Origin of the sequence: Curtobacterium sp. MCBA15_007, from assembly GCF_001864905.1 — a bacterium.
GTDB lineage: Bacteria > Actinomycetota > Actinomycetes > Actinomycetales > Microbacteriaceae > Curtobacterium > Curtobacterium poinsettiae.
Window position 1 is genome coordinate 45,725 of record NZ_MJGM01000087.1, and the last position, 20,116, is coordinate 65,840.

At 71.6% G+C, this 20,116-nt stretch carries 19 protein-coding genes; 14 read left to right on the forward strand and 5 right to left on the reverse strand.

Features of this window, described 5'->3' with window-relative positions:
- Nucleotides 1-109: 109 nt before the first annotated feature.
- The 7 genes from BIU95_RS16490 to BIU95_RS16520 all read left to right on the forward strand — a co-directional run bounded on the left by BIU95_RS16490 (nucleotide 110) and on the right by BIU95_RS16520 (nucleotide 8,646).
- A complete protein-coding gene (locus BIU95_RS16490; protein ID WP_071252253.1) occupies nucleotides 110-1,696 on the forward strand; it encodes an ABC transporter substrate-binding protein in 1,587 nt (528 codons plus the stop codon).
- Nucleotides 1,697-1,704: 8 nt separating this feature from the next.
- Nucleotides 1,705-3,099, forward strand: coding sequence for a M14 family zinc carboxypeptidase (locus tag BIU95_RS16495; RefSeq protein WP_071252255.1), 1,395 nt, complete (start codon nucleotides 1,705-1,707; stop codon nucleotides 3,097-3,099).
- Nucleotides 3,099-4,040, forward strand: a complete 942-nt coding sequence (locus BIU95_RS16500) for an ABC transporter permease (protein ID WP_056071426.1) — start codon at nucleotides 3,099-3,101, stop codon at nucleotides 4,038-4,040. Before BIU95_RS16495 ends, BIU95_RS16500 begins: the two co-directional genes overlap by 1 nt.
- Nucleotides 4,037-4,927 carry an ABC transporter permease gene (locus BIU95_RS16505; protein ID WP_042538539.1) on the forward strand — a complete coding sequence of 297 codons (891 nt, stop codon included), beginning with the start codon at nucleotides 4,037-4,039 and terminating at the stop codon, nucleotides 4,925-4,927. The genes BIU95_RS16500 and BIU95_RS16505 overlap by 4 nt, the downstream gene beginning before the upstream one ends.
- 70 nt (nucleotides 4,928-4,997) lie before the next feature.
- Nucleotides 4,998-6,407 (forward strand): serine hydrolase, encoded by a 1,410-nt coding sequence (locus BIU95_RS16510; protein ID WP_071252257.1) that lies wholly within the window; start codon nucleotides 4,998-5,000, stop codon nucleotides 6,405-6,407.
- Nucleotides 6,404-6,988: a GbsR/MarR family transcriptional regulator gene (locus BIU95_RS16515; protein ID WP_071252260.1), complete on the forward strand. Its 585-nt coding sequence runs from the start codon at nucleotides 6,404-6,406 to the stop codon at nucleotides 6,986-6,988. Before BIU95_RS16510 ends, BIU95_RS16515 begins: the two co-directional genes overlap by 4 nt.
- Nucleotides 6,985-8,646 carry an ABC transporter ATP-binding protein gene (locus tag BIU95_RS16520; protein ID WP_071252262.1) on the forward strand — a complete coding sequence of 554 codons (1,662 nt, stop codon included), beginning with the start codon at nucleotides 6,985-6,987 and terminating at the stop codon, nucleotides 8,644-8,646. Before BIU95_RS16515 ends, BIU95_RS16520 begins: the two co-directional genes overlap by 4 nt.
- Nucleotides 8,647-8,664: 18 nt before the next feature.
- On the opposite strand, the gene BIU95_RS16525 is transcribed toward BIU95_RS16520, so the two are convergent.
- Nucleotides 8,665-9,246, reverse strand: a complete 582-nt coding sequence (locus BIU95_RS16525; RefSeq protein WP_139179879.1) for a hypothetical protein — start codon at nucleotides 9,244-9,246, stop codon at nucleotides 8,665-8,667.
- Nucleotides 9,247-9,393: 147 nt separating this feature from the next.
- Between BIU95_RS16525 and BIU95_RS16530 the strand changes: the two genes are divergently transcribed.
- Together BIU95_RS16530 and BIU95_RS18860 are read left to right on the forward strand one after the other, a co-directional pair.
- Nucleotides 9,394-9,723, forward strand: a complete 330-nt coding sequence (locus BIU95_RS16530; RefSeq protein ID WP_017886019.1) for a hypothetical protein — start codon at nucleotides 9,394-9,396, stop codon at nucleotides 9,721-9,723.
- Between the two features lie 101 nt (nucleotides 9,724-9,824).
- A complete protein-coding gene (locus BIU95_RS18860) occupies nucleotides 9,825-9,977 on the forward strand; it encodes a hypothetical protein (protein WP_017886018.1) in 153 nt (50 codons plus the stop codon).
- 67 nt (nucleotides 9,978-10,044) lie between these two features.
- Here BIU95_RS18860 and BIU95_RS16535 read toward each other — a convergent pair whose 3' ends face one another.
- The 3 genes from BIU95_RS16535 to BIU95_RS16545 are packed head-to-tail and all read right to left on the reverse strand — an operon-like array spanning nucleotide 10,045 to nucleotide 13,201.
- The gene (locus tag BIU95_RS16535) at nucleotides 10,045-10,902 is read right to left on the reverse strand and encodes a DMT family transporter (RefSeq protein WP_071252263.1); all 858 of its coding nucleotides are present in this window, start codon (nucleotides 10,900-10,902) and stop codon (nucleotides 10,045-10,047) included.
- Between the two features lie 13 nt (nucleotides 10,903-10,915).
- Complete coding sequence (locus BIU95_RS16540; protein WP_042538529.1) at nucleotides 10,916-11,578, reverse strand: response regulator transcription factor; 663 nt, start codon at nucleotides 11,576-11,578, stop codon at nucleotides 10,916-10,918.
- A gap of 39 nt (nucleotides 11,579-11,617) precedes the next feature.
- Nucleotides 11,618-13,201, reverse strand: a complete 1,584-nt coding sequence (locus tag BIU95_RS16545) for a sensor histidine kinase (protein WP_017886015.1) — start codon at nucleotides 13,199-13,201, stop codon at nucleotides 11,618-11,620.
- Between the two features lie 132 nt (nucleotides 13,202-13,333).
- Here BIU95_RS16545 and BIU95_RS16550 point away from each other — a divergent pair, with 132 nt between their 5' ends.
- A complete protein-coding gene (locus tag BIU95_RS16550) occupies nucleotides 13,334-14,164 on the forward strand; it encodes an AraC family transcriptional regulator (RefSeq protein WP_071252265.1) in 831 nt (276 codons plus the stop codon).
- A gap of 263 nt (nucleotides 14,165-14,427) precedes the next feature.
- Here the strand turns inward: BIU95_RS16550 and BIU95_RS16555 are convergent, their stop codons facing one another.
- Nucleotides 14,428-15,459: a LacI family DNA-binding transcriptional regulator gene (locus BIU95_RS16555; RefSeq protein WP_083389429.1), complete on the reverse strand. Its 1,032-nt coding sequence runs from the start codon at nucleotides 15,457-15,459 to the stop codon at nucleotides 14,428-14,430.
- Nucleotides 15,460-15,577: 118 nt separating this feature from the next.
- Between BIU95_RS16555 and BIU95_RS16560 the strand changes: the two genes are divergently transcribed.
- Genes BIU95_RS16560 through BIU95_RS16575 form a run of 4 tightly spaced genes read left to right on the forward strand, consistent with a single transcriptional unit; the run spans nucleotide 15,578 to nucleotide 20,108 of the window.
- Entirely contained in the window at nucleotides 15,578-16,852 is a 1,275-nt protein-coding gene (locus tag BIU95_RS16560; RefSeq protein WP_071252269.1) for a sugar ABC transporter substrate-binding protein, read from the forward strand.
- Between the two features lie 33 nt (nucleotides 16,853-16,885).
- On the forward strand, nucleotides 16,886-17,764 hold the full coding sequence (locus tag BIU95_RS16565; RefSeq protein ID WP_017886011.1) for a carbohydrate ABC transporter permease: 879 nt from the start codon (nucleotides 16,886-16,888) through the stop codon (nucleotides 17,762-17,764).
- The gene (locus BIU95_RS16570) at nucleotides 17,761-18,747 is read left to right on the forward strand and encodes a carbohydrate ABC transporter permease (protein WP_217639457.1); all 987 of its coding nucleotides are present in this window, start codon (nucleotides 17,761-17,763) and stop codon (nucleotides 18,745-18,747) included. The genes BIU95_RS16565 and BIU95_RS16570 overlap by 4 nt, the downstream gene beginning before the upstream one ends.
- Nucleotides 18,747-20,108, forward strand: coding sequence for a cellulase family glycosylhydrolase (locus tag BIU95_RS16575; RefSeq protein WP_071252271.1), 1,362 nt, complete (start codon nucleotides 18,747-18,749; stop codon nucleotides 20,106-20,108). Before BIU95_RS16570 ends, BIU95_RS16575 begins: the two co-directional genes overlap by 1 nt.
- Nucleotides 20,109-20,116: the final 8 nt, after the last annotated feature.

Consider the following 20,116-nt stretch of genomic DNA (forward strand, 5'->3'; position numbering starts at 1 on the left):
ACTCTCAGAGCGCATTGAAAGAAGTCTTGTGGTCGGGATTCGAACCGTCCTAGCTTTCCCACCACGACGACCGGGCAGGGATCCGGCCGCACCCGATCGAGGAGAGATCATGCGACGCAGGACGATCGCCGCGCTGGCCGCGGCGGCAACCTTGGCCCTGGTGGCGACCGGCTGCTCGGCGGGCGGCACGGCCGACGACGACGCTCCCTCGAGCCTGGTGTACGCGACCGGCGAGCCCGACCACCTGACCCCGGGCCGGCAGACCGTGGCCTTCGACCAGGTGATGAGCGTCTTCGCACCGCTGACCCAGACCGACGCCGACGGCGACCTGCACGACGTCGCGGCGAAGAGCGTCGAGAGCGACGACGCCACCACGTGGACGATCACGCTGCGGGACGGCTGGACGTTCCAGAACGGCGAGCCCGTCACGCCGGAGAGCTACGTGAAGGCCTGGAACCACGTCGCCTACGGCCCGAACGCGTGGGAGAACAGCGGCCAGCTCGCCGGGATCGTCGGGTACTCCGACCTCAACCCGGCGAAGGGCACCCCGAAGACCAAGGAGATGTCGGGGCTCAAGGTCACCGGCAAGGACACCTTCACGGTCACGCTCACCCACGCGGACAGCCAGTTCCCGCTGCAGCTCAGCCAGGCCCAGACCGCGTTCTACCCGATGCCCGAGGCCGCCTACGACGACCTGAAGGCGTACGACGAGAAGCCGATCGGCAACGGCCCGTACGAGATGACGAAGGCATGGAAGGCGGACCAGGAGTTCACCGTCACGGCCTGGAAGGACTACGAGGGCACGAAGCCCGCCACCGACGAGGTGACCTTCCGCAGCTACTCCGACATGAACACCGCGTACACCGACGTCCTTGCCGGCAACGCCGACGTGCTGTTCCTGCCGACGGACAAGATGACGAGCGCGAAGGCCGACTTCGGCGACCGCCTGCACTCCTTCGACGCCCCCGGCATCGACTACCTCGGCTTCCCGCTGTGGGACGACCGGTACTCCGACCCCGACGTGCGCCGCGCGATCTCGATGTCGATCGACCGTGACCAGGTGAACGACGCCATCTACGGCGGTCTGTACGAACCGGCCACCGCACTGACCCCGCCGTCGATGTCCGGCACCGAGGAGGGCATCTGCGGCGACGCCTGCGAGTTCGACCCGGCGGCGGCGAAGAAGCTCCTCGCCGGTGCCGGCGGGTTCGACGGCACCATGACGCTCGTCTACCCGGGCGGTTCCGGCCTCGACTCCCTGTACGAGGCGTACGCCAACCAGATCCGGCAGAACCTGGGCATCGACGCCGAGGCGAAGGCCACCACCGACTGGGCGTCGTACTACTCGGAGCTCACGGACAAGAAGGTCGCCGGCCCGCACTTCGGGCACTGGGGCGCGCTCTACATCAGCCAGCAGAACACGCTCCGCGCGCTGTTCACCACGGCCGGCGGGTGCTCCCCGTGCACCGGGTACTACCAGTCCGACGACGTCGACTCGCTGCTCGCGAAGGCCGACTCCGCCGGGTCCCAGGACGAGGCGAACGGGTACTACACGAAGACGCAGCAGGCCGTCCTCGAGGACTTCCCGATCGTCCCGACCTTCTTCGACAAGTACTCGTACGTCACGAGCGACAAGATCGCGAAGCTGCCGGCGGTGGCGGGCAGCCCCGTGATCGCGCAGATCGCCGTGAAGTAGGGCGGAGCATGGAGCAGCACACCGTCCTCGACCTGGTCCGCGACGTCCCCGACCACGACGGCTTCCCGCTCGTCGACGACCTGCACGCCCGGTTCGCCGCGCTCGCCGTGGCGCACCCCGACCGGGTCACGGTCACCCGGATCGGCACGAGCCGCCTCGGCGAACCCCTGCACAGCTACCGCATCGGCACCGGGTCGCACGCGGCCGTCGTGGTCGGCGGGGTGCACCCGAACGAGCCGATCGGTTCGTGGACGGCGCTGCACCTCGCCGAGACGGCCCTCGGTGACGAGCGGGTGCAGGCGCTCGACGTCACCTGGTACATCGTCCCGACGATCGACCCGGACGGCATGCGGCTCAACGAGGCGTGGTTCCACGACCCGCACGACCGGGTGTTCTACTCGCGCCACTTCTACCGGCCAGCCCCGGACAGCCAGGTCGAGTGGACGTTCCCGAACAGCTACAGGTCCGTGTACTTCGACCAGGTGCTGCCCGAGACGCTCGCGTTCATGCGGCTCATCGACGACACCGAGCCGGAGCTGCTCGTGAGCCTGCACAACGGCGAGATGGGCGGCGTCTACTACTACCTGTCCGAGGACCTGCCCGACGTCGTCGACACCCTGCACGCGGTGCCGGCCGCCCTCGGGCTGCCGCTCGACACCGGGGAGCCGGAGTCCCCGTACCTGCGGGAGCTCGCACCGGCGGTGTTCGCGATGGATGGCATCGAGACGGCGTACGCCTACCTCGAGGAGCTCGGTGTCGACCCGGGTGAGCACATCCACGGCGGGTCGAGCGCGGCGTGGGCGATGCGGCACGGGGCCCTCTGCATGGTGGCCGAGCTGCCGTACTGGAGCCACCCCGACGCCGACGACCAGACCGCGACCGACGAGTCGTACGCCGACCTGCTGCGCCGGTGCGCGGACGAGCTCGGCGCCTCGGGTGCGGAACTGCAGGCGTTCCTCGACGAGGCGTCGCCGATGCTCTCGATCCCGTCGCCGTTCGTCGAGGCCTCCCGGGCGTTCGTGCCGATGCTCGCCGGGATGGCGGACACCGACCGCCGCCGCGCCGAACGGGAACCGGCCGACCGGACGGCCACCGTCGCGGAGCGCTTCGGCTGCGAGGACCTGGTCCGCTGCTTCCGCCTGCGCTACGGCGGCATGCTCCTGCGCGCCGTCGAGGCGGAGACGACCGCCGGCACGGCGTCCGCGCCGCTCCGGCGGCTCCGCGACCGCCTGGCCGAGCGGTACGCGCACTGGCAGGCGGACGCGTCGACGGGTGCCGAGCCGATCCCGGTGGGGAAGCTCGTGGGCGTGCAGTACGGGGCGATCCTCGCCTGCGCGAGCCACGTGGCGGACCCGAGCCGTGCCTCCCGTCCGGTGTCGGCGGCCGTGTCGGGAGGCGCGTGATGCGTCCGACGCTCGCCGTCGGTCGCCGGCTCGGCGGCCTGGTCATCGTGTTCCTCGGGGTGACCTTCCTCATCTACGCGATGACGTTCGCGCTGCCCGGCGACCCGATCAAGGCCCTCGGCGGCGAGCGCCCCCTGACCGACTCGGTCGTGCGGGCGCTGCGGGCGGAGTACCACCTGGACCAGCCGCTGTGGCTGCAGTACGTGCAGTACCTGGGCGGCCTGTTCCGGGGTGACTTCGGCACCGACTTCAACGGGCAGTCCGTCGGCGAGCAGATGGCCTCGCGCTGGCCGGTGACGATCACGCTGGCGCTCAGCGCGTGGGCGCTCGAGATCGTCCTGGGCATCGGACTCGGCGTGGTCTCGGCGCTCAAGCGCGGCACGGTGCTCGACAAGACGGTGCTCGTCGGCACCATCGTCGTCGGGGCGGTCCCCGTGTTCGTGCTCGGCGTGGCCCTGCAGCTGGTGTTCTCGGTGCGGCTGGACTGGTTCCCGGTCGCGGGCGTCACCGCCGGGTGGCCGACCGCGTACGTCCTGCCGGCGTTCGTGATCGCCCTGTTCGGCCTGGCCGCGGTGTCCCGGCTCACCCGGACGTCGATGATCGAGACGCTCGACGCCGACTACGTGCGGACGGCCCGCGCGAAGGGGCTCGCGCCGGGCCGGATCGTCGGTGTGCACGTGCTGCGGAACTCGCTCATCCCCACCGCCACCTACCTGGCGACCGACCTCGGGTACCTGATGGGCGGCACCGTCATCATCGAGGGCATCTTCAACCTGCCGGGCGTCGGGAACCTGCTGTTCCAGGGCATCCGCTCGCACGAGGGCGCCGTCGTCGTCGGCATCTCGACCGCCCTCATCCTGGTGTTCCTCGTCACGAGCGTGCTCGTCGACCTGCTGCACGCCGCCCTCGACCCGCGCGTCCGGACAGGAGCCTCCCGATGACCACCGAAGCCCTCGGCGCCACCGTCGAACCCGTCGTCGGGGTCCGGCGTCGGCCACTGCTCGCCGCCGCACGGACGCCGGGGTTCTGGGTGCCCGCGTCGGTGCTCGTGGTGGTCCTGCTCATCGCGGCGTTCCCGCAGCTGTTCGCCGGACTGTTCGGCCACGGCGACCCGCGGGTGTGCGACCTCGGCCGGAGCGGGGCGTCAGCGACCGCCGGGCACCCGTTCGGCTTCGACCTGCAGGGCTGCGACGTGTACGCGAACGTCATCTGGGGCACCCGGTCGTCGATCGCCGTCGCGGTGCTCACGACCCTGCTCGCCGGCATGGTCGCGGTCGTCGTCGGGACCGTCGCGGGCATGGTCGGCGGGTGGGTCGACGCCGTCCTCGCCCGGCTCACCGACGTGTTCCTCGGGTTCCCGTTCCTGCTCGGCGCCGTCGTCGTGCTGAACAGCGTGGGGGAGCGGTCGGTGCTCACCGTGTCGCTCGTGCTCGCCCTGTTCGGGTGGCCGACGATGGCGCGGCTCGTGCGGTCGAGCGTCCGCAGCGTCCGGGGCGCCGAGTTCGTGCTCGCCGCCCGGACGATGGGGCTGTCGACGTGGCGGATCACCACCCGGTACGTGCTGCCGTCGTCGATCTCGCCGCTGCTCGTGCTCGCCACCATCACCGTCGGCGGGGTCATCGTGTCCGAGTCGTCGCTGACCTACCTCGGCATCGGGCTGGAGCGTCCGGCGATCTCGTGGGGGCTGCAGCTGTCCGCGGCGACGTCGCAGTTCCTCCGGGCCCCGCACATGCTCATCGCGCCGGCGGCGTTCCTCGCCGTGACCGTGCTCGCCGTCATCGCGCTCGGCGACACGCTGCGCGCCGCGCTCGACCCACGTCGGCGCTGACGTGCGTCGCGGCGGACGCCGCAGCGATCGACGCGCCAGACTCGAACCACCGCCCCTCGAAAGGACCACCGTGACCGACACCCTCTCCGCCTACCGGAAGACCCTGCCCTACATCCGTGAGTGGGTGTCGTACAAGGTGTGGCAGCTGCGGGTGCCCGGCGTGCAGGTCGCCGTCGGCTTCGGCGGCGAGGTCCTGTTCGACGAGGCCTGGGGCTACGCCGACGTCGAGGCCGGGCGCCGCCTGACCACCACCGACCTGTTCCGCATCGCCTCGCACTCGAAGACGTTCACCGCGACGGCCGTGCTGCAGCTCGCCGAGCGCGGGTCGCTCCGCCTCGACGACGCCGTCGGCACGTACGTCCCGGCGCTGGTCGACGGTGGCTCCCCGCTCGCCGACGCCACCCTGCGCGAGCTGATGGAGATGGGGGCCGGCGTCATCCGCGACGGACACGACGGCGACTACTGGTCCCTGCTCCGCCCGTTCCCCGACGGGCAGGAACTCCTGGCGCTCGTGCTCGACCGGGGCCAGAAGGTACCGACCGGCTCGTCGTTCAACTACTCGAACCTCGGCTACTCCCTGCTCGGCCTCGTCATCGCCGCGGTGTCCGGGCAGTCGTACAACGACTTCGTGCGCGAGTCGATCACCGAACCCCTGGGCCTGCGGAACACCGGCCCCGACTGGGACCCCGCACGCGCCGACGACTTCGTGGTCGGGTACACCGGGTTCCACACCGCGCGGCACCGGCAGCGCATCGACCACGTCGACACCCGCGCGATGGCCGCCGCCACCGGGTTCCACGGCACCGCGTCCGACCTGGTCCGCTACTTCTCGCAGCACGTGATCGGGCAGGGCACCCTGCTCGACGACCACTCCAAGCGCCTCGCACAGCGGAAGGCCTGGAGCGCCACCGACGACCCCGCGGCCCGCGGCTACGGCGCCGGGTTCATCGTCGACCGGATCGGCGGACGCGAGATCCGCGGCCACTCCGGCGGGTTCCCCGGCCACATCACCCAGTCGATGTTCGACCCGGCGTCCGGGCTCGTCGTGTCCGTGCTGACCAGCGCCGCCGCCGGACCCGCGACGGTCATCGCCACCGCGGTCATCGCCATGCTCGACGCCGCGGCCGACACCGACGCCCCGGGGACCCCGGTGCCCGACGACGTCGACACCACCACGTTCACCGGACGCTTCGCGAACCCGTGGGGCGTCACCGACGTCGCCCGGATCGGTGACCGGCTCGTCGAGGTCGACCCGTCCGGCCCGGAGCCGATGGACACACCCACCCGGCTCGAGGTCGTCGACGCCGACACCCTGCGGATGACCCACGGCAACCGCTTCGGCTCCGTCGACGAGGACATCACCTACACCCGCGACGAGGACGGCACCGTACGGGCGATCCGTGGCGGTGGCGGCATGTCCCAGGAGCCGTGGTCGATCCCGGACGAGCGACCCGAGGTGGCCGCCGGGCTGGCCTCGTGACCGACGACCGGGGCCAGCCCGGCGGCACCGACGGCGCCGGCACCGACGCCGACGACGACCGGCTGCTCGGACCGGAGCGCCAGGCCTTCGTCGAGGAGTTCGCCCTGATGCTCAACGACGGCGCGGGCATGCCCCTCACCGACGCCCGGGTGCTCGGCTACCTGATGATGACCCGCGCACCGCACTCGTCGTCGTCCGACCTGCAGGCAGCGCTCGGTGCCAGCTCGGGGTCGGTGTCGATGGCCACCCGACGGCTCGTCGACTCCGGCTTCGTGAAGCGCCACATCGTCCCCGGCGAGCGCAGCCACTACTTCCGTGCCGAGGCCGACGTCTGGGGCTCCTGGCTCGCCAGCGAACGGAAGTACCTCGACCGGCAGCGCGACATCATCGGCCGCGGGCTCGCCGTCGTCGAGGGGGCCGGCCGCACCGGCACGGGCGACGTGGACGCCGAGGTCCGCGAACGTCTGCTCAACGGCCGCGACTACATGCAGTGGCTGCAGGGCTACCACCGCAAGATGCTCGAGGAGTGGGAGGCCTTCAAGGCCGCCCGCGACGACACCGACCCCCCGGAGACCCCATGAGCGGCACCACCGACGTCCTGACCGTCGAGCACCTCACCGTCACCTTCGACGTCGACGGCGAGGTCGTCCGTGCCGTCGACGACGCCTCGTTCACCGTCGCCCGGGGCGAGGTCGTCGCCGTCGTGGGGGAGTCCGGCTCCGGCAAGAGCATGACGGCGATGACCGCGATGGGCATCGCCCCCGACGGCGCCCGTGCCTCGGGGAGCATCCGGCTCGGCGACCTCGAGGTCATCGGCGCCGACGAGCGCACCCTCCGGTCGGTCCGGGGCCGCAGCGTGTCGATGGTCTTCCAGGACCCGTCCGCGGCCCTGAACCCGGTGTTCACCATCGGGTTCCAGCTCGCCGAGGCGGTCCGACGCACCCACGGCCCGCACGACCGCGCCGCCGTCCGGGAACGCTCGCTCGAGCTGCTCCGCGCCGTGGAGGTCCCCGAACCCGAACGCCGCCTGGGCCAGTACCCGCACGAACTCTCCGGCGGGCAGGCCCAGCGCGTGATGATCGCGATGGCGCTCGCCGCGGGCCCGGACCTGCTCATCGCGGACGAGCCGACGACCGCCCTCGACGTCACCGTGCAGGCCGAGGTGCTCGACGTCCTCCGCGCGCTGCGTGAACGCACCGGCACCGCGATCCTGCTCATCACCCACGACATGGGTGTCGTCGCGGACCTCGCCGACCGCGTGGTCGTGATGCGCCGCGGCCGCGTCGTCGAGACCGGCACCGCCGAGGCGGTCTTCGCCGCACCGTCCGCCGAGTACACGCGGGAACTCCTCGCTGCGGTCCCGCGCATGGGCACCGGGTCCGGTCTGGAGGCCCGGCTCGGCTCCGCCACGGAGCCCCCGGCCGCCGTCCTGGACGTCCGGCACCTCGTGGTCGAGTACGGCGGCGCCCTGCGGGGCCGGTTCCGTGCCGTCGACGACGTGTCGTTCACCGTCGGCCGTGGCGAGATCGTCGGCCTGGTGGGGGAGTCCGGCAGCGGCAAGACCACCATCGGCCGGGCCGCGGTCGGCCTCGCGCCGATCACCTCGGGCTCGGTGGTCATCGAGGGCACCGACGTCGCCGGCGCACGACGAGCCGCCCGACGGCAGATGCGCCAGCACGTCGGCGTGGTGTTCCAGAACCCGCTCCGGTCGCTCAACCCCCGGTACACCGTCGGGCAGACCGTCGCCGAGCCGCTCCGCCAGATCCTCCGGCTGCCGGCGGTGCAGGTCGAGGAACGGGTCGAGCGGCTCCTCGCCGACGTCGGTCTCGACGGCGTGTACGCCGAGCGCTACCCGCACGAACTCTCCGGCGGCCAACGGCAACGCGTCGCGATCGCCCGCGCGGTGGCGCTCGACCCCGCGCTCCTGATCGCCGACGAGCCGACGAGCGCACTCGACGTGTCGGTGCAGGCCCGCGTGCTCGACGTGTTCCGCGAGCTGCAGGAGCGCCTCGGGTTCGCGTGCCTGTTCGTCACCCACGACCTGGCCGTGGTCGACACGCTGTGCGACCGGGTCGTCGTGCTGCACGGGGGCCGGGTCGCCGAACAGGGAACGCGCGACGCCGTCCTGCGCTCGCCGCAGGACCCGTACACACGACGGCTCATCCAGGCTGCCCCGGTGCCGGACCCCGGGGAGCAGGCACGACGGCGTTCCGAGCGTCTGGCTGCCCGCGTGGGCTGAGGCGGGCGGGAGTCCGGGTCAGCGCACCTCGGCCGAGGCCCACAGCACGCCGACGCCGCGGCCCACCGGGCGCAGCAGCGGCACGGCGACGAGCACCGCGGCGGCCAGGTACGCGACGGTCTGCAGCAGGCCCGGGACCGCGAAGGCCACGCCGAGGGACTCCTGCGGGAGTGCCGTGAGGAGCACGGTGTTCGACAGCAGCGCGGTGACGAACCACGCCGCGGCCGCCACCGTGACGATCCAGCCGAAGGCCCGCTGCGCACCCGGTTCGCTCCGGACCGTGACGACGCCGAAGGCCACGAGCGCCGCCTGCGCGACGACGAGGAACACGTCGATCAACAGTCCGGGAACCAGCGACACGAGCGCGAACGCGAGCACGGACACCGCGAACGTGAGCGCCCGGCGGTCCCGAGCACGCACCGCGGCGACGAGCACGACGACGCCGGCGATGCCCCCGACGACCGTGGCGCCGAGGAGCAGCCCGCGGGGCAGGTCCCAGGGCGCCAACCAGACCGTCCCGACCAGTCCGGCCGCTCCGAACACCAGCGCCGCCACCACCGCGGCCGCCGACACCACCCGTACCCCCGTGCTGCTCTGCATGCCCGCACCCTATGCCCCGGGGCGGCGCCAGCGGAACACGTTCCCCGCGGTTCGGCGCCCCTTGCGACACGCCCGTCGGGCACCGGGTCGTCGTCCAGACGGCGCGGTCGACTTGACGGCTGTTCGAACACACGTTCGAATACCGTCGTGGGACGGCGTCGCGAGAACCGGTGGCAGCCCCCGGAACACCCGGAGGTCGAGCGTCCGCGCGCCTACTCCCTGTCCGAGGACGCCCGCGGCGACGACGTCTGCCACGCCGTCACCCCGAAGCCGGTCTGGGCGTGGATCCAGTTCCCGACCTTCCACGTTCGGGTGAAGGCCTTCGCGAAGAGCTGGACCCGCGACGCCGTGCTCGTGGAGTGGGCGCAGTTCGGGCAGCAGGCCGAGGCGTGGGTGTGGCGTTCCGCGGTGAAGCACCGCACGCTCCGTGCCGACCGGGACAGCGCGAACCGGAGTCCGCAGAACGCACTGCGTTGACTTCCGCCCACACCCCGAGGATGGTTTAGCGAACACGGGTTCAGCAAGTAACTCACTGATCGAGGCATTCGGTCCGGACCCGTGCTCACGAAGGAGGCACCATGAAGAACGCAGCGGTGCCGTCCTGGGTCGCCCACGTGCTCACCCCGCCCGAGGTCATCAGCGCCTACGTCGAGCGTCGGATCAACGATCCGGCCCTGCTGTCGGGTGAGCAGTCGGAACCCACGTACGCAGACTTCCTGCGCGACGAGTAGACGGACTTCTCAGGAGGCCCGGATCACGCACCGCCGTCGGCGGACGTGATCCGGGCCTCCTCTTCGTTCACCCCACCGGTCCGCCACGTCGGCGACGCGCCGACAGCGTCACGCCGACGCTCGCGGCGGTGACGCACGCCAGGGCGACCGTCTCGAGCACCGACAGCCCCTCGGCCAGCACCACCAGGCCGGCCAGGGCGGCGATCGCCGGGCCGAGGCTCTGCAGCACCCCGAAGACCCGTGTCGGCATCCGGCGGAGCGCGAGCATCTCGAGGGCGTACGGCAGCACGCTGGACAGCACGGCGACGGCACCGAAGACGAGCAGGAGCGCCGGTTCGCGCACGACACCGTCGACCGCGGACCGGAGCCCGAACGGCAACGACACGAGCATCGCGACCACCATCGACACGACGAGCCCGTCGACGCCGGGGATCGCGGCGCCGACGTGCCGGTTCATCACGATGTAGCCCGCCCAGCAGCCGGCCGCGAGGACCGCCCAGACGACCCCGCCCACCTCGGTCGCCGCGGTCGGGCCGACGCCGAGCAGCACGACCCCCGCGAGCGCCAGCACGGCCCACAGGGCATCACGCCAGCGCCGGGTGTGCACGAGCGACAGGGCGAGCGGCCCGAGGAACTCGATCGTCACGGCGACACCGATCGGGATGCTCGCGAACGACAGGTAGATGAAGACGTTCATGCCGCCGAGCGCCAGGCCGAGGCCGACCGCACCGAGCCACTGCGCCCGCGTCCAGTGCCGGACGCGTGGACGGACCACCAGGGCGAGGACGACGGCACCGATGACGAGCCGGAGCGTGGCGGCCCCGACCGCACCGACCTCGTCGAAGTGGGTCTTCGCGATCGCGGCGCCGAGTTGGACGGACACCATCGCGGTGAGGGCCAGCAGGGGCGCGGGGACCCGGTTCATCACAGGGCTCGGCTCATCCGAGGTAGGCGAGGACGGCGAGGACACGGCGGTGGTCCTCTCCGGTGTCCTCGAGCGCGAGCTTGCCGAAGATGCTCGACACGTGCTTCTCGACGGCGCCGGTGCCGATCACCAGGGCGCGGGCGATCGCGGCGTTCGTGCGGCCCTCGGCCATCAGCCCGAGCACGTCACGCTCGCGCGGGGTGAGCGCGGCGAGCGGGTCGCGGCGGCGGCTCATCAGCTGCGTGACGACCTCGGGGTCGAGCACGGTGCCTCCGGCGGCGATGCGGCGGACGGCGTCGTCGATCTCCTCGAGCCGGGTGACACGGTCCTTGAGCAGGTAGCCGATGCCGGTCGCGCCGGCGGCCAGGACGTCCTCGGCGTAGGTGGCCTCGACGTACTGGGAGAGCAGGAGCACGCCCGTCCGTGGAGCGATCCGGCGGGTCTCGACGGCAGCGCGGACCCCTTCGTCGGTGAAGGTCGGCGGCATCCGCACGTCCATCACCACGACGTCCGGCGCACCGTCGGGCAGGGTCGCCAGGAAGGCCCGGGCGTCGGAGTACTGCCCGATGACGTCGATGCCGGCCTCGTCGAGCACGCGGGCCAGGCCCTCGCGCAGCAGGACGGCGTCGTCGACGACGACGGCCCGGATGCGTGCTGCATCCGGGCCGTCTGTCATGCCGACCAGCCTAGTGGGAGCGCGGGCGCCCCCGTGGGGTCACGACCGCTGGTTCGCCGCCGTCGGCACGCCGTTCAGGGCTCCGAGGGGGATCCGGGCGGTGGCCTCGGTCGGGCCGCCCTCGGGGCTCGAGACGACCAGGTCGCCGTCGAGGGCCCGCATGCGGCCGATCAGGCCCTCGATCCCGTGGCCCTGCTGCGGTCGTGCGCCACCCCGGCCGTCGTCGGTGACGCTGACCGTCAGGTACCAGAGACCCGAGGCGTCGACGACCAGGCCGAGGTACACCCCGGCGGTGGTGGCGCCGGCGTGCTTCATCGTGTTCGTCAGGAGTTCGCTCACCGTGAAGTACACGTTGCGCTGGATCTCCGTGGCGAGCTCCAGGCCCTCGGGCAGCCGGACGTCCAGGCCCACCGGGATCGGGGTGCGGGCGACCAGTGCCTCGAGCGCCGCGACGAGTCCGCGGTCGAGCAGGATCGGCGGGGCGAAGCCGCGGGACAGTGCGCGCAGTTCGTCGAGGGCGTCCTGGGCGTGCTCGGATGCCTCACCGATGAGCTGCTTGGCCTTCTCGGGGTCCTTCTCGAAGGCGCGCTCGGCGGCGGACAGGTCCATGCGGAGCCGCACCAGCCGCTGCTGTGGGCCGTCGTGCAGGTCGCGCTCGATCTGGCGGAGCGCCTGCCCCTCGGCGGTGACGGCACCGGCACGGGAGGCCTGCAGGCCGGCGACGCGCTGCTCGAGCTGCTCGGCCCGGAAGCCACCCAGCAGGCCGAAGTCGACCCAGTAGTGCGCGAGGACGGACCCGCGGGCCCAGAGCGGGAAGAGCACGACCGAAGCGGTCATCGACAGCAGGCCGAGGGCACCGACGCCGGTCACGAACCCGACGCTGTCCGTGAAGTAGCCGACCCGGACGTTGTTCGCGAAGTACAGTCCGCCCACGACGATCGGCCAGGCGAAGCCGACGAGCAGCAGTGCACCGGTCCCGACGGTCGCGACCGCGACGAGCGGGTAGACGACCGCGGCGTGCAGCAGGTAGAGCCAGTAGTGCGGGTTGGCCACTGCCGAGCCGGTGCGGGTCCACCAGTTCTGCTGCCAGCGGGGCGTCCAGTCCACCGGGCGGATCGGGCGTCGGTCGGCCCAGCTCATGCGGAGCTTCTCGAACTGTCCGAGCCACCGCGCCACGAACAGCGCGATGAAGAACATGAGCAGGACGAACGGGTTGAACAGGTCGCGGAAGCCGCCGCCGAAGACCGCCGCCGGGAACGCGAAGTACAGCGTGCAGAGCAGTACGGCGGTGAGTGCCATGTAGCCGAAGTCCCGCGGCAGGCGCCTCCACGCGTCGCGGTAGAACTGTCCAGCGGTCATGCCGGACCCACGACCCGAGCCGGGGTCGCCGACCGGGCCGGACCCGACGCGCGGGGTGGCGCTCCACGACGCCGGCGGGGACTGCCGGGCACCCTGAGTGTCCCCGGTGTCGTGCTGGTGCTGGCGCGGGTACTGGGGCATCGGCTTGGTGGCTCCAGGGGGCACGGACTCGCCCAGTGGGACGGTCTGGGCCTGGTCGGGCGAAGGCGTGACGTCGTCCAGCGGGACGGTTCGCGCCTGGTCGAGGCGGTCGGTGTCGGTCATGCATCCAGCCTCGCGATCGCGGAGCCGTTCCCCCATCCTGCCCTCTCCCCACCCCGGGTGGGGTTATCCCCCCTCTTCCACAGGTTGCCCGCTCCACGTCCGCGCGTCCTGCCCGTGGATCACGCTCGTCGGATGGGTGATGCGCTCCGAGCACTGATCGACGCCGTCGGGCTCCAGGTCGGGCCGGGCGCCGAGGTCCGCTCCGACGACGAGGCATGGACGCTCGACGTCGAACCGACGGGCACGCACGTCTGGGTGGCGACGCGGTCCCGCTCCGTCTGGATCCGGCGCGGAGACGACATCGCGATCGTCGACGCCAGCACCGCTGCCCTCGTCGAAGCGCACGCGACGATCACGATCAGCACGGGCCCTGAGCGCTCCGCCCCACCCCACGTCGCCGAGACGTCCGCGTTCCCGCACGAGGCGCTCTTCGCGCTCACCGGTGTCCTCGTCGGCACCGCAACGCTCGGCCCGCTCGCCGACGAGGTCCTCGCGCTCCCACCCGTCGCGACGACCGGCCCGCCCGGCGCTCCCTCGACCGACGTCGGCCTCGCGCTGCGCCACGTCGGGCACCTCGACGGCGGCAGGTGGCACGGCGCGCAGCAGCAGGCCCTCGCCCGGCTCGTCGTCACGACGGTGCTCCGCGACAACCCGCCCCCGATGCTCGGCGACAACGGTCTCGCGCGGATCCTCGACCGCCTGTTCGATCCGGCCGGTCCGTCATCTCCGCAGGCCCTCCTCGCCGACATCGACATGTCGGAGCGCACCCTCGAGCGCCGGTGCGTCGCAGCGACGGGATGCTCGCCCGCGCAGCTCGGCCGCTGGTACCGCAGTCTCGCCGTCCGGAGCGCACTCGCGCGGGGCGACCGCCCGTCCGACGTCGCGACCCGCTTCGGCTTCAGCACGACGTCGTCCATGCGGCGGGCACTCGAGCGGGTCCGGCCCCCGACGAACCGCCGGTGACCGTTGCCCGCGGGAGAAGGAGGTTCCGCTCCGCATCGATGTCGGTTCTGGTTCACGATCCTCGGGTTTCGTGAACCAGAACCGTCACGGCGCGGAGAAGACCACGTCGTCCCGCGTCGGCGCAGTGCAGTGCGGTGCGTGCGCGCCAGGTGCAGGCAGCCGCGCCGCGCTTCGGGAGCGGCGGCGGGCGCGGCGGCGGCGGGAGCGGGTCAGGTGGGGCGCGGCGGCGGGAGCGGGTCGTCGGCGCCGACGTCCGGTGCGGGTCAGGCGGGGGCGCGGCCGGTGGACTCGCGGACGCTCAGGGTGAGCGAGGGACCCGGGCGTGAGGGGAGCGGGGCGCTGGCGTCGATCTGCGCGCGCAGCAGGGTCGCCGCACGCTGTCCGAGCTCGACGGTGTCGCGGGTGAGCGAGGTGATCGCCGGGCGGACGAGCCGGATCATCGCCGAGTCGTCGAAGGACACGATCGAGACGTCCCCGGGCACCGCGACGCCCATCTCGCTCGCGACGCCCAGCCCGGCGACGGCGAGCACGTCGTTGTCGTAGACGATCGCGGTCGGTCGGACGCTCCGGGACAGCAGGGTGCGGGTGGCGCTCGCGCCGGCCTCGGCCGAGTAGTCGGTCGGTACGGACACCGTGTCGTCGAGCCCTTCGTCTGCGGCGAAGGCGCGCAGCCGGTCCATGCGCATCGCGGTGTGCTCGAACTCCGGCCGCCCGGCGACGTGGGCGATGCGCCGGTGCCCGAGCGCGTGCAGGTACCGCAGGACGGTGTCGGTGGCGTCCGAGTCGTCGATCCAGACCGTGGGGGCGGCGCCGTCGGGGGAAGGGTGCGAGCCGACGACGACGGTGGGCATGCCGAGGTCGGCGAGCAGGGCGAGCCGGGCATCGTCGCGACGGGGGTCGATCACGATCACGCCGTCGACACGGTGGCCCCGCCACCAGTCCCGGTAGGTCTCGAGTTCCTCCTCGGCGTCGCGCGCGACGAGCAGGTTCATGCCGACGTGGGTGCCGGCGAGGCCGAGTTGGATACCGGAGATCAGGTCGCCGAAGAACGACTCGGTGCCCAGGGTCCGGGCCGGGCGGTTCAGCACGAACCCGATGGAACCGGCCTTCGCGCCGCCGAGCGCCCGGGCCGCGGTGTGCGGTTGCCAGTCGAGCTCGCGGGCGATCTCGCGCACGCGGCGACGGGTCTCGTCGGAGACGCCGGGGCGGTCGTTCAACGCGAACGACACCGCGCTGATGGACACGCCGGCCCGCGCGGCGATGTCGGCGATCGTCGTTCGACGCTTGGTGGCCACGGGGTTGACTATAGCGCTTTAGTCATCCACAGTGGCTGCCACACACGGGTTCGGTGACTGCTGCTGAACCGGTTCAGTTATGACGAGGGAGTCAGACGCCATGAGGACCACCACACGCATGACGAGGGGCCGCGCCACCGCGCTGCTCGCGACGGCCGCCGCCACGGCGCTCGTCCTGACCGGCTGCTCGAGCGGCGGGAACGCGGCCGACAACGGCGGCGGCGAGATCAGCGGCACCATCACCCTGCAGACCTGGGCGCTCACGCCCACCTACACGGGGTACCTCAACGGGGTCATCAAGGACTTCGAGCAGGCTCACCCGGACGCGAAGGTCAAGCTGCAGGACCAGCCGGGCGACGGGTACGCCGACAAGGTGCTCAGCCAGGCCTCGTCGAACAGCCTGCCCGACGTGATCAACCTGCCGCCGGACATCGCCCTGCCGCTCGCGAAGCGCGGGTTCCTGCAGGACGTCGCGAAGGACGACTCGAAGCTCGCCAGCACGTACGTCGCCGGCGCGGTGGACTCGTACGAGTACAAGGGAGTGGACGGCACGTTCGGGTACCCCTGGTACCTCAACACCGACGTGAACTACTGGAACTCGACGATGTTCGCCAAGTGCGGCCTCGACGCGAAGAACCCGCCGAAGACCACCGACGAGCTGTTCACGCAGGCGAAGACCATGCACGACAACTGCCCGACCGACTACCTGATGAGCCGGAAGCCCGGCCTCGGCGACTTCACGCTCGCCGGCGTCAAGGTGCTCAACGCCGACGGCACGAAGTTCACCTTCGCCGACTCGTCGAAGGCCGCCGACCTGATCGACCGCTACAAGGACGCGTACCAGGACGGCTACATGCCCTCCAACGTGCTGAACAGCGACTACCTCGGCAACTCCACCCTGTTCACGCAGGCCAAGGTCGCCTGGACGACCGGTGGCGCCACCTCGCTCGCCGACTTCGAGAAGAACAATCCGTCGCTCAAGGGCAAGGTCACCGTCAGCCCCGCACTCGACACCCCGCCGCTCTACGTGCAGGGCCTGTCGGTGTCGAGCAAGTCGAAGCACCTCGCCACCGCCGAGGCCTTCGCGAAGTTCATGACGAACGCGAAGAACCAGGAGGCGTTCGCCCACAAGGTCAACATCTTCCCGTCCACCACGTCGTCGCAGTCCGACCCGTACTTCTCGAAGGACGACGGCACCGTGAACGGCGAGGCCCGGGTCCTGGCGAACGAGGCCCTGAAGTCGGCGAAGGTCATCAACCCGGTCGAGGCGAACTCCGCGATGACGGACTTCCTCGACCAGCAGATCGCGCTCGCGATGAAGGGGCAGGTGGCGCCGAAGCAGGCGCTCGAGACCGCCCAGACCAAGATGAACAGCCTGCTGGCCAACGGCTGATCCGGCCCCGACGAAGGAAGAGGGAGGATCGCCATGCGCGCCAACCGCTGGTACACACCCTGGTTGCTCGTCCTGCCGGCACTGATCTGGCTCGTCGCGTTCAGCCTGTGGCCATCGATCAACACGGTCCGGTTGTCGTTCACGAACGCCAGCCCGCTCGGCGGCGTCAGCCAGTGGGTGGGGGTCAAGAACTTCGAGACCCTGCTCGCCGACCCGCAGGTGTGGGAGGCGCTGCTCAACAGCGTCATCTACATGGCGGTGTGCCTGCCGCTGCTGACGGTCCTTCCGCTCCTCATCGCGGTGCTCGTGCAGCAGAAGCTGCCCGGGATCGCGTTCTTCCGCACCGCGTTCTACACGCCGGTCATCGCGTCCGCGGTGGTCGTCGGGCTCATCTGGACGTGGATCCTCGACGACCGCGGTGTCATCAACGAGATGGCGCAGGCCCTCGGCGTCGTGCAGGGCAGCGTCCCGTTCCTGACCGACCGGTGGCTGCTGCTCCTCAGCGCCATCAGCCTGACGGTGTGGAAGGGGCTCGGCTACTACATGATCATCTTCCTGGCTGCCCTCGGGAACGTCGGCAAGGACCTGCACGAGGCCGCCGCCCTCGACGGCGCCGGCGCGGTCCGACGTTTCTGGTCGGTCACGATGCCCGGGGTCCGCGGCACCATGACGCTCGTCGGGATCCTGGTGTGCGTCTCTGCGCTCCGGGTGTTCAGCGAGCTCTACATCCTCACCAACGGCACCGGCGGACCCGGCGGGCAGGACAACTCGCTCGTCATGCTCATCCAGCAGTACGCCCGCGGCTTCACCGGCAACCTCGGCTACGCGTCCGCACTGAGCCTCCTGCTCTTCGTCGTGACGCTCGTGCCGATGCTCGCCCTCGCCCGGATGAACAGCAAGGCGGACAAGTGACGAACACGACCAGCACGACCGAACCCGTCATCGGCGGCGCGCAGGGCGCCGCCAGCCCGACGCCGGACGTGACCGGCGCGACGGGCGCTGGACGGGCCTCCAGGCGGAACGGACGAGGCGGACGCGACGGACGCAAGCGGCGCCGCGCGGTCTGGGGCGTCATGTCCACCCGCGAGAAGGTCGTCCGCTACGTCCTGCTCATCGTGGTGCTCTTCATCACGATCGGCCCGTTCCTGTGGCAGCTGTCCACGTCGCTCAAGGGCGCCGGTGAGGACATCTACACGGCGAACCCGTCGTTCATCCCGTCCGAACCGACCATCGATAACTACCTGAAGGTCGCAGCCGCGATCCCGGTGTGGCGGTACATCGGCAACTCGCTGCTCGTCGCCGCGATCGACGTGCTCGGCAACATCGTGTTCGCGACCCTGGCCGGCTTCGCCCTCGCCCGTCTGCAGTGGCGGCACCGGAAGCTCGTGCTCGGCCTGTTCCTCGGCACCCTGGTGCTGCCCGGCGAAGCGACGATCATCTCGCAGTTCGTCACCGTGAAGGACCTCGGCCTCGCCGACAACCTGGTCGGCGTCGCCCTGCCCGGCATGATCGCGGCGCTCAACGTCCTGCTGATGTTCAACGCGTTCCGGCAGATCCCCGAGGAGATCGACCAGGCCGCGGTGATGGACGGTGCGAACGCCCTGCAGCGGCTGCGCTACATCTCGCTGCCCGCCGTGCAGGGGACGATCGCCGTCATCGCGATCTTCTCGTTCATCGGGGCGTGGGACGACTTCCTGTGGCCGCTCATCGTGCTGCAGTCGCCCGAGAACCTCACCCTGACCGTCGGGTTGCAGTACCTGCAGGGCACGTTCGCCACCGACCAGCGGATGATCGCGGCCGGCACCATGATCGCGTTCATCCCGATCGCCGTGATCTTCGCCGTCCTGCAGCGCTTCTTCTTCAAGGGCGTCGAAGAGGGCGGTGTGAAGGGCTGATGCGGTTCGGGGTCAACTACACGCCCGCGGTCGGCTGGTTCCACTCGTGGCTGGACTTCTCGCCGTCGGACACCGCCAGGGACCTCGAGGCCATCGCGTCGCTCGGCGCCGACCACGTGCGGATCTTCCCGCTCTGGCCGGTCGTCCAGCCCAACCGGACCCTCATCCGGCAGCAGGCCCTCGACGACGTCGCGACGGTCGTCGACCTCGCCGGCTCGTTCGGGCTCGACGTCAACGTGGACGCCCTGCAGGGGCACCTGTCGAGCTTCGACTTCGTGCCGTCGTGGCTGGACAGCTGGCACCGCCGCAACATGTTCACCGACCCGGACGTGGTCGCCTCGACCGCCGCGTACGTCCGGGCGCTCGCCGGAGCGGTCGCCGACAAGCCGAACCTGCTCGGCATCACCATCGGCAACGAGGTCAACCAGTTCGCGCACGCGCCGCACCCCGCCCCGCACGCCGTCACGGCGGAGCAGGGGCACGCGTGGGCGGCGGCGATGGTCGCGGCGGCGCGAGCGGGGCTGGCATCTGGTCTGGAGGCGCGGCTCGGCGCCGCCTCGTCGGTCCCGTCCGGCACCGGGTCGCGCCCTGGGCCGCTGGTCACCGTCGCGCAGTACGACGCGGCCTGGTACGACGACGCCCAGCCCTTCGGCCCCGAGCACGCGGCGGACCACGGCGACGCAACGGTCACGCACTCGTGGGTGTTCAACGGCTCGGCGGCCCTGCACGGCGCCCTCGGGCCCGGGTCGGTGCGGCACGGGGAGTACCTGCTCCAGCTCGCCGCGGCCTGGAACCGCGACGCCGCCCGGCCGAACTGGCTGCAGGAGGTCGGCGCCCCCACCAACGTCGTCGACCCCGCCGACGCCGCCGCGTTCACCGAGCAGACCATCCGGCACGTCCTCGACGCGCAGCACGTGCTCGGGGTGACGTGGTGGTGCTCCCACGACGTCGCGCGGTCCCTCGCCGACTTCCCCGAGCTCGAGTACGACCTCGGGCTGTTCACGAACGACGGACGCCTGAAGCCCGTCGGCGAGGCGTTCGCCGCCCTCGCCCGTGCCGAGCACACCCGCGACGCCCCCGCAGCACCGCCGGCCACCGCACTCGTCCTCGACGACGTGCTGACCGACGGCACCGACCACCACGGCACCCGCGCCGACTGCGCCCCCGGCGGGCGGTTCGCCGCCGCCTGGCTCGCGCTGGCCGAGGCCGCGCCGGACGGCCGCGGCCCCCAGGTCGTCCTGCGCTCCCGACTGTCCGACACGGCACTGCTGGCCGACCGTGGCATCGACCGCTGCGTCGACGTGCCGTCTGACCTCGACACCACCACCGTCCGCGTCGCCCACCCCGCGACCACGCCCTGACCCCGGAA

Bases quoted from the DNA above. Each gene is read 5' to 3' on its own strand.
- BIU95_RS16505 (WP_042538539.1), top strand. From the start codon at position 4,037: ATGACCACCGAAGCCCTCGGCGCCACCGTCGAACCCGTCGTCGGGGTC.
- BIU95_RS16575 (WP_071252271.1), top strand. From the start codon at position 18,747: ATGCGGTTCGGGGTCAACTACACGCCCGCGGTCGGCTGGTTCCACTCG.
- BIU95_RS16540 (WP_042538529.1), bottom strand. From the start codon at position 11,578: ATGACAGACGGCCCGGATGCAGCACGCATCCGGGCCGTCGTCGTCGAC.
- BIU95_RS16490 (WP_071252253.1), top strand. From the start codon at position 110: ATGCGACGCAGGACGATCGCCGCGCTGGCCGCGGCGGCAACCTTGGCC.
- BIU95_RS16500 (WP_056071426.1), top strand. From the start codon at position 3,099: ATGCGTCCGACGCTCGCCGTCGGTCGCCGGCTCGGCGGCCTGGTCATC.
- BIU95_RS16545 (WP_017886015.1), bottom strand. From the start codon at position 13,201: ATGACCGACACCGACCGCCTCGACCAGGCGCGAACCGTCCCGCTGGAC.
- BIU95_RS18860 (WP_017886018.1), top strand. From the start codon at position 9,825: ATGAAGAACGCAGCGGTGCCGTCCTGGGTCGCCCACGTGCTCACCCCG.
- BIU95_RS16495 (WP_071252255.1), top strand. From the start codon at position 1,705: ATGGAGCAGCACACCGTCCTCGACCTGGTCCGCGACGTCCCCGACCAC.
- BIU95_RS16550 (WP_071252265.1), top strand. From the start codon at position 13,334: ATGGGTGATGCGCTCCGAGCACTGATCGACGCCGTCGGGCTCCAGGTC.
- BIU95_RS16565 (WP_017886011.1), top strand. From the start codon at position 16,886: ATGCGCGCCAACCGCTGGTACACACCCTGGTTGCTCGTCCTGCCGGCA.
- BIU95_RS16520 (WP_071252262.1), top strand. From the start codon at position 6,985: ATGAGCGGCACCACCGACGTCCTGACCGTCGAGCACCTCACCGTCACC.
- BIU95_RS16560 (WP_071252269.1), top strand. From the start codon at position 15,578: ATGACGAGGGGCCGCGCCACCGCGCTGCTCGCGACGGCCGCCGCCACG.
- BIU95_RS16535 (WP_071252263.1), bottom strand. From the start codon at position 10,902: ATGAACCGGGTCCCCGCGCCCCTGCTGGCCCTCACCGCGATGGTGTCC.
- BIU95_RS16525 (WP_139179879.1), bottom strand. From the start codon at position 9,246: ATGCAGAGCAGCACGGGGGTACGGGTGGTGTCGGCGGCCGCGGTGGTG.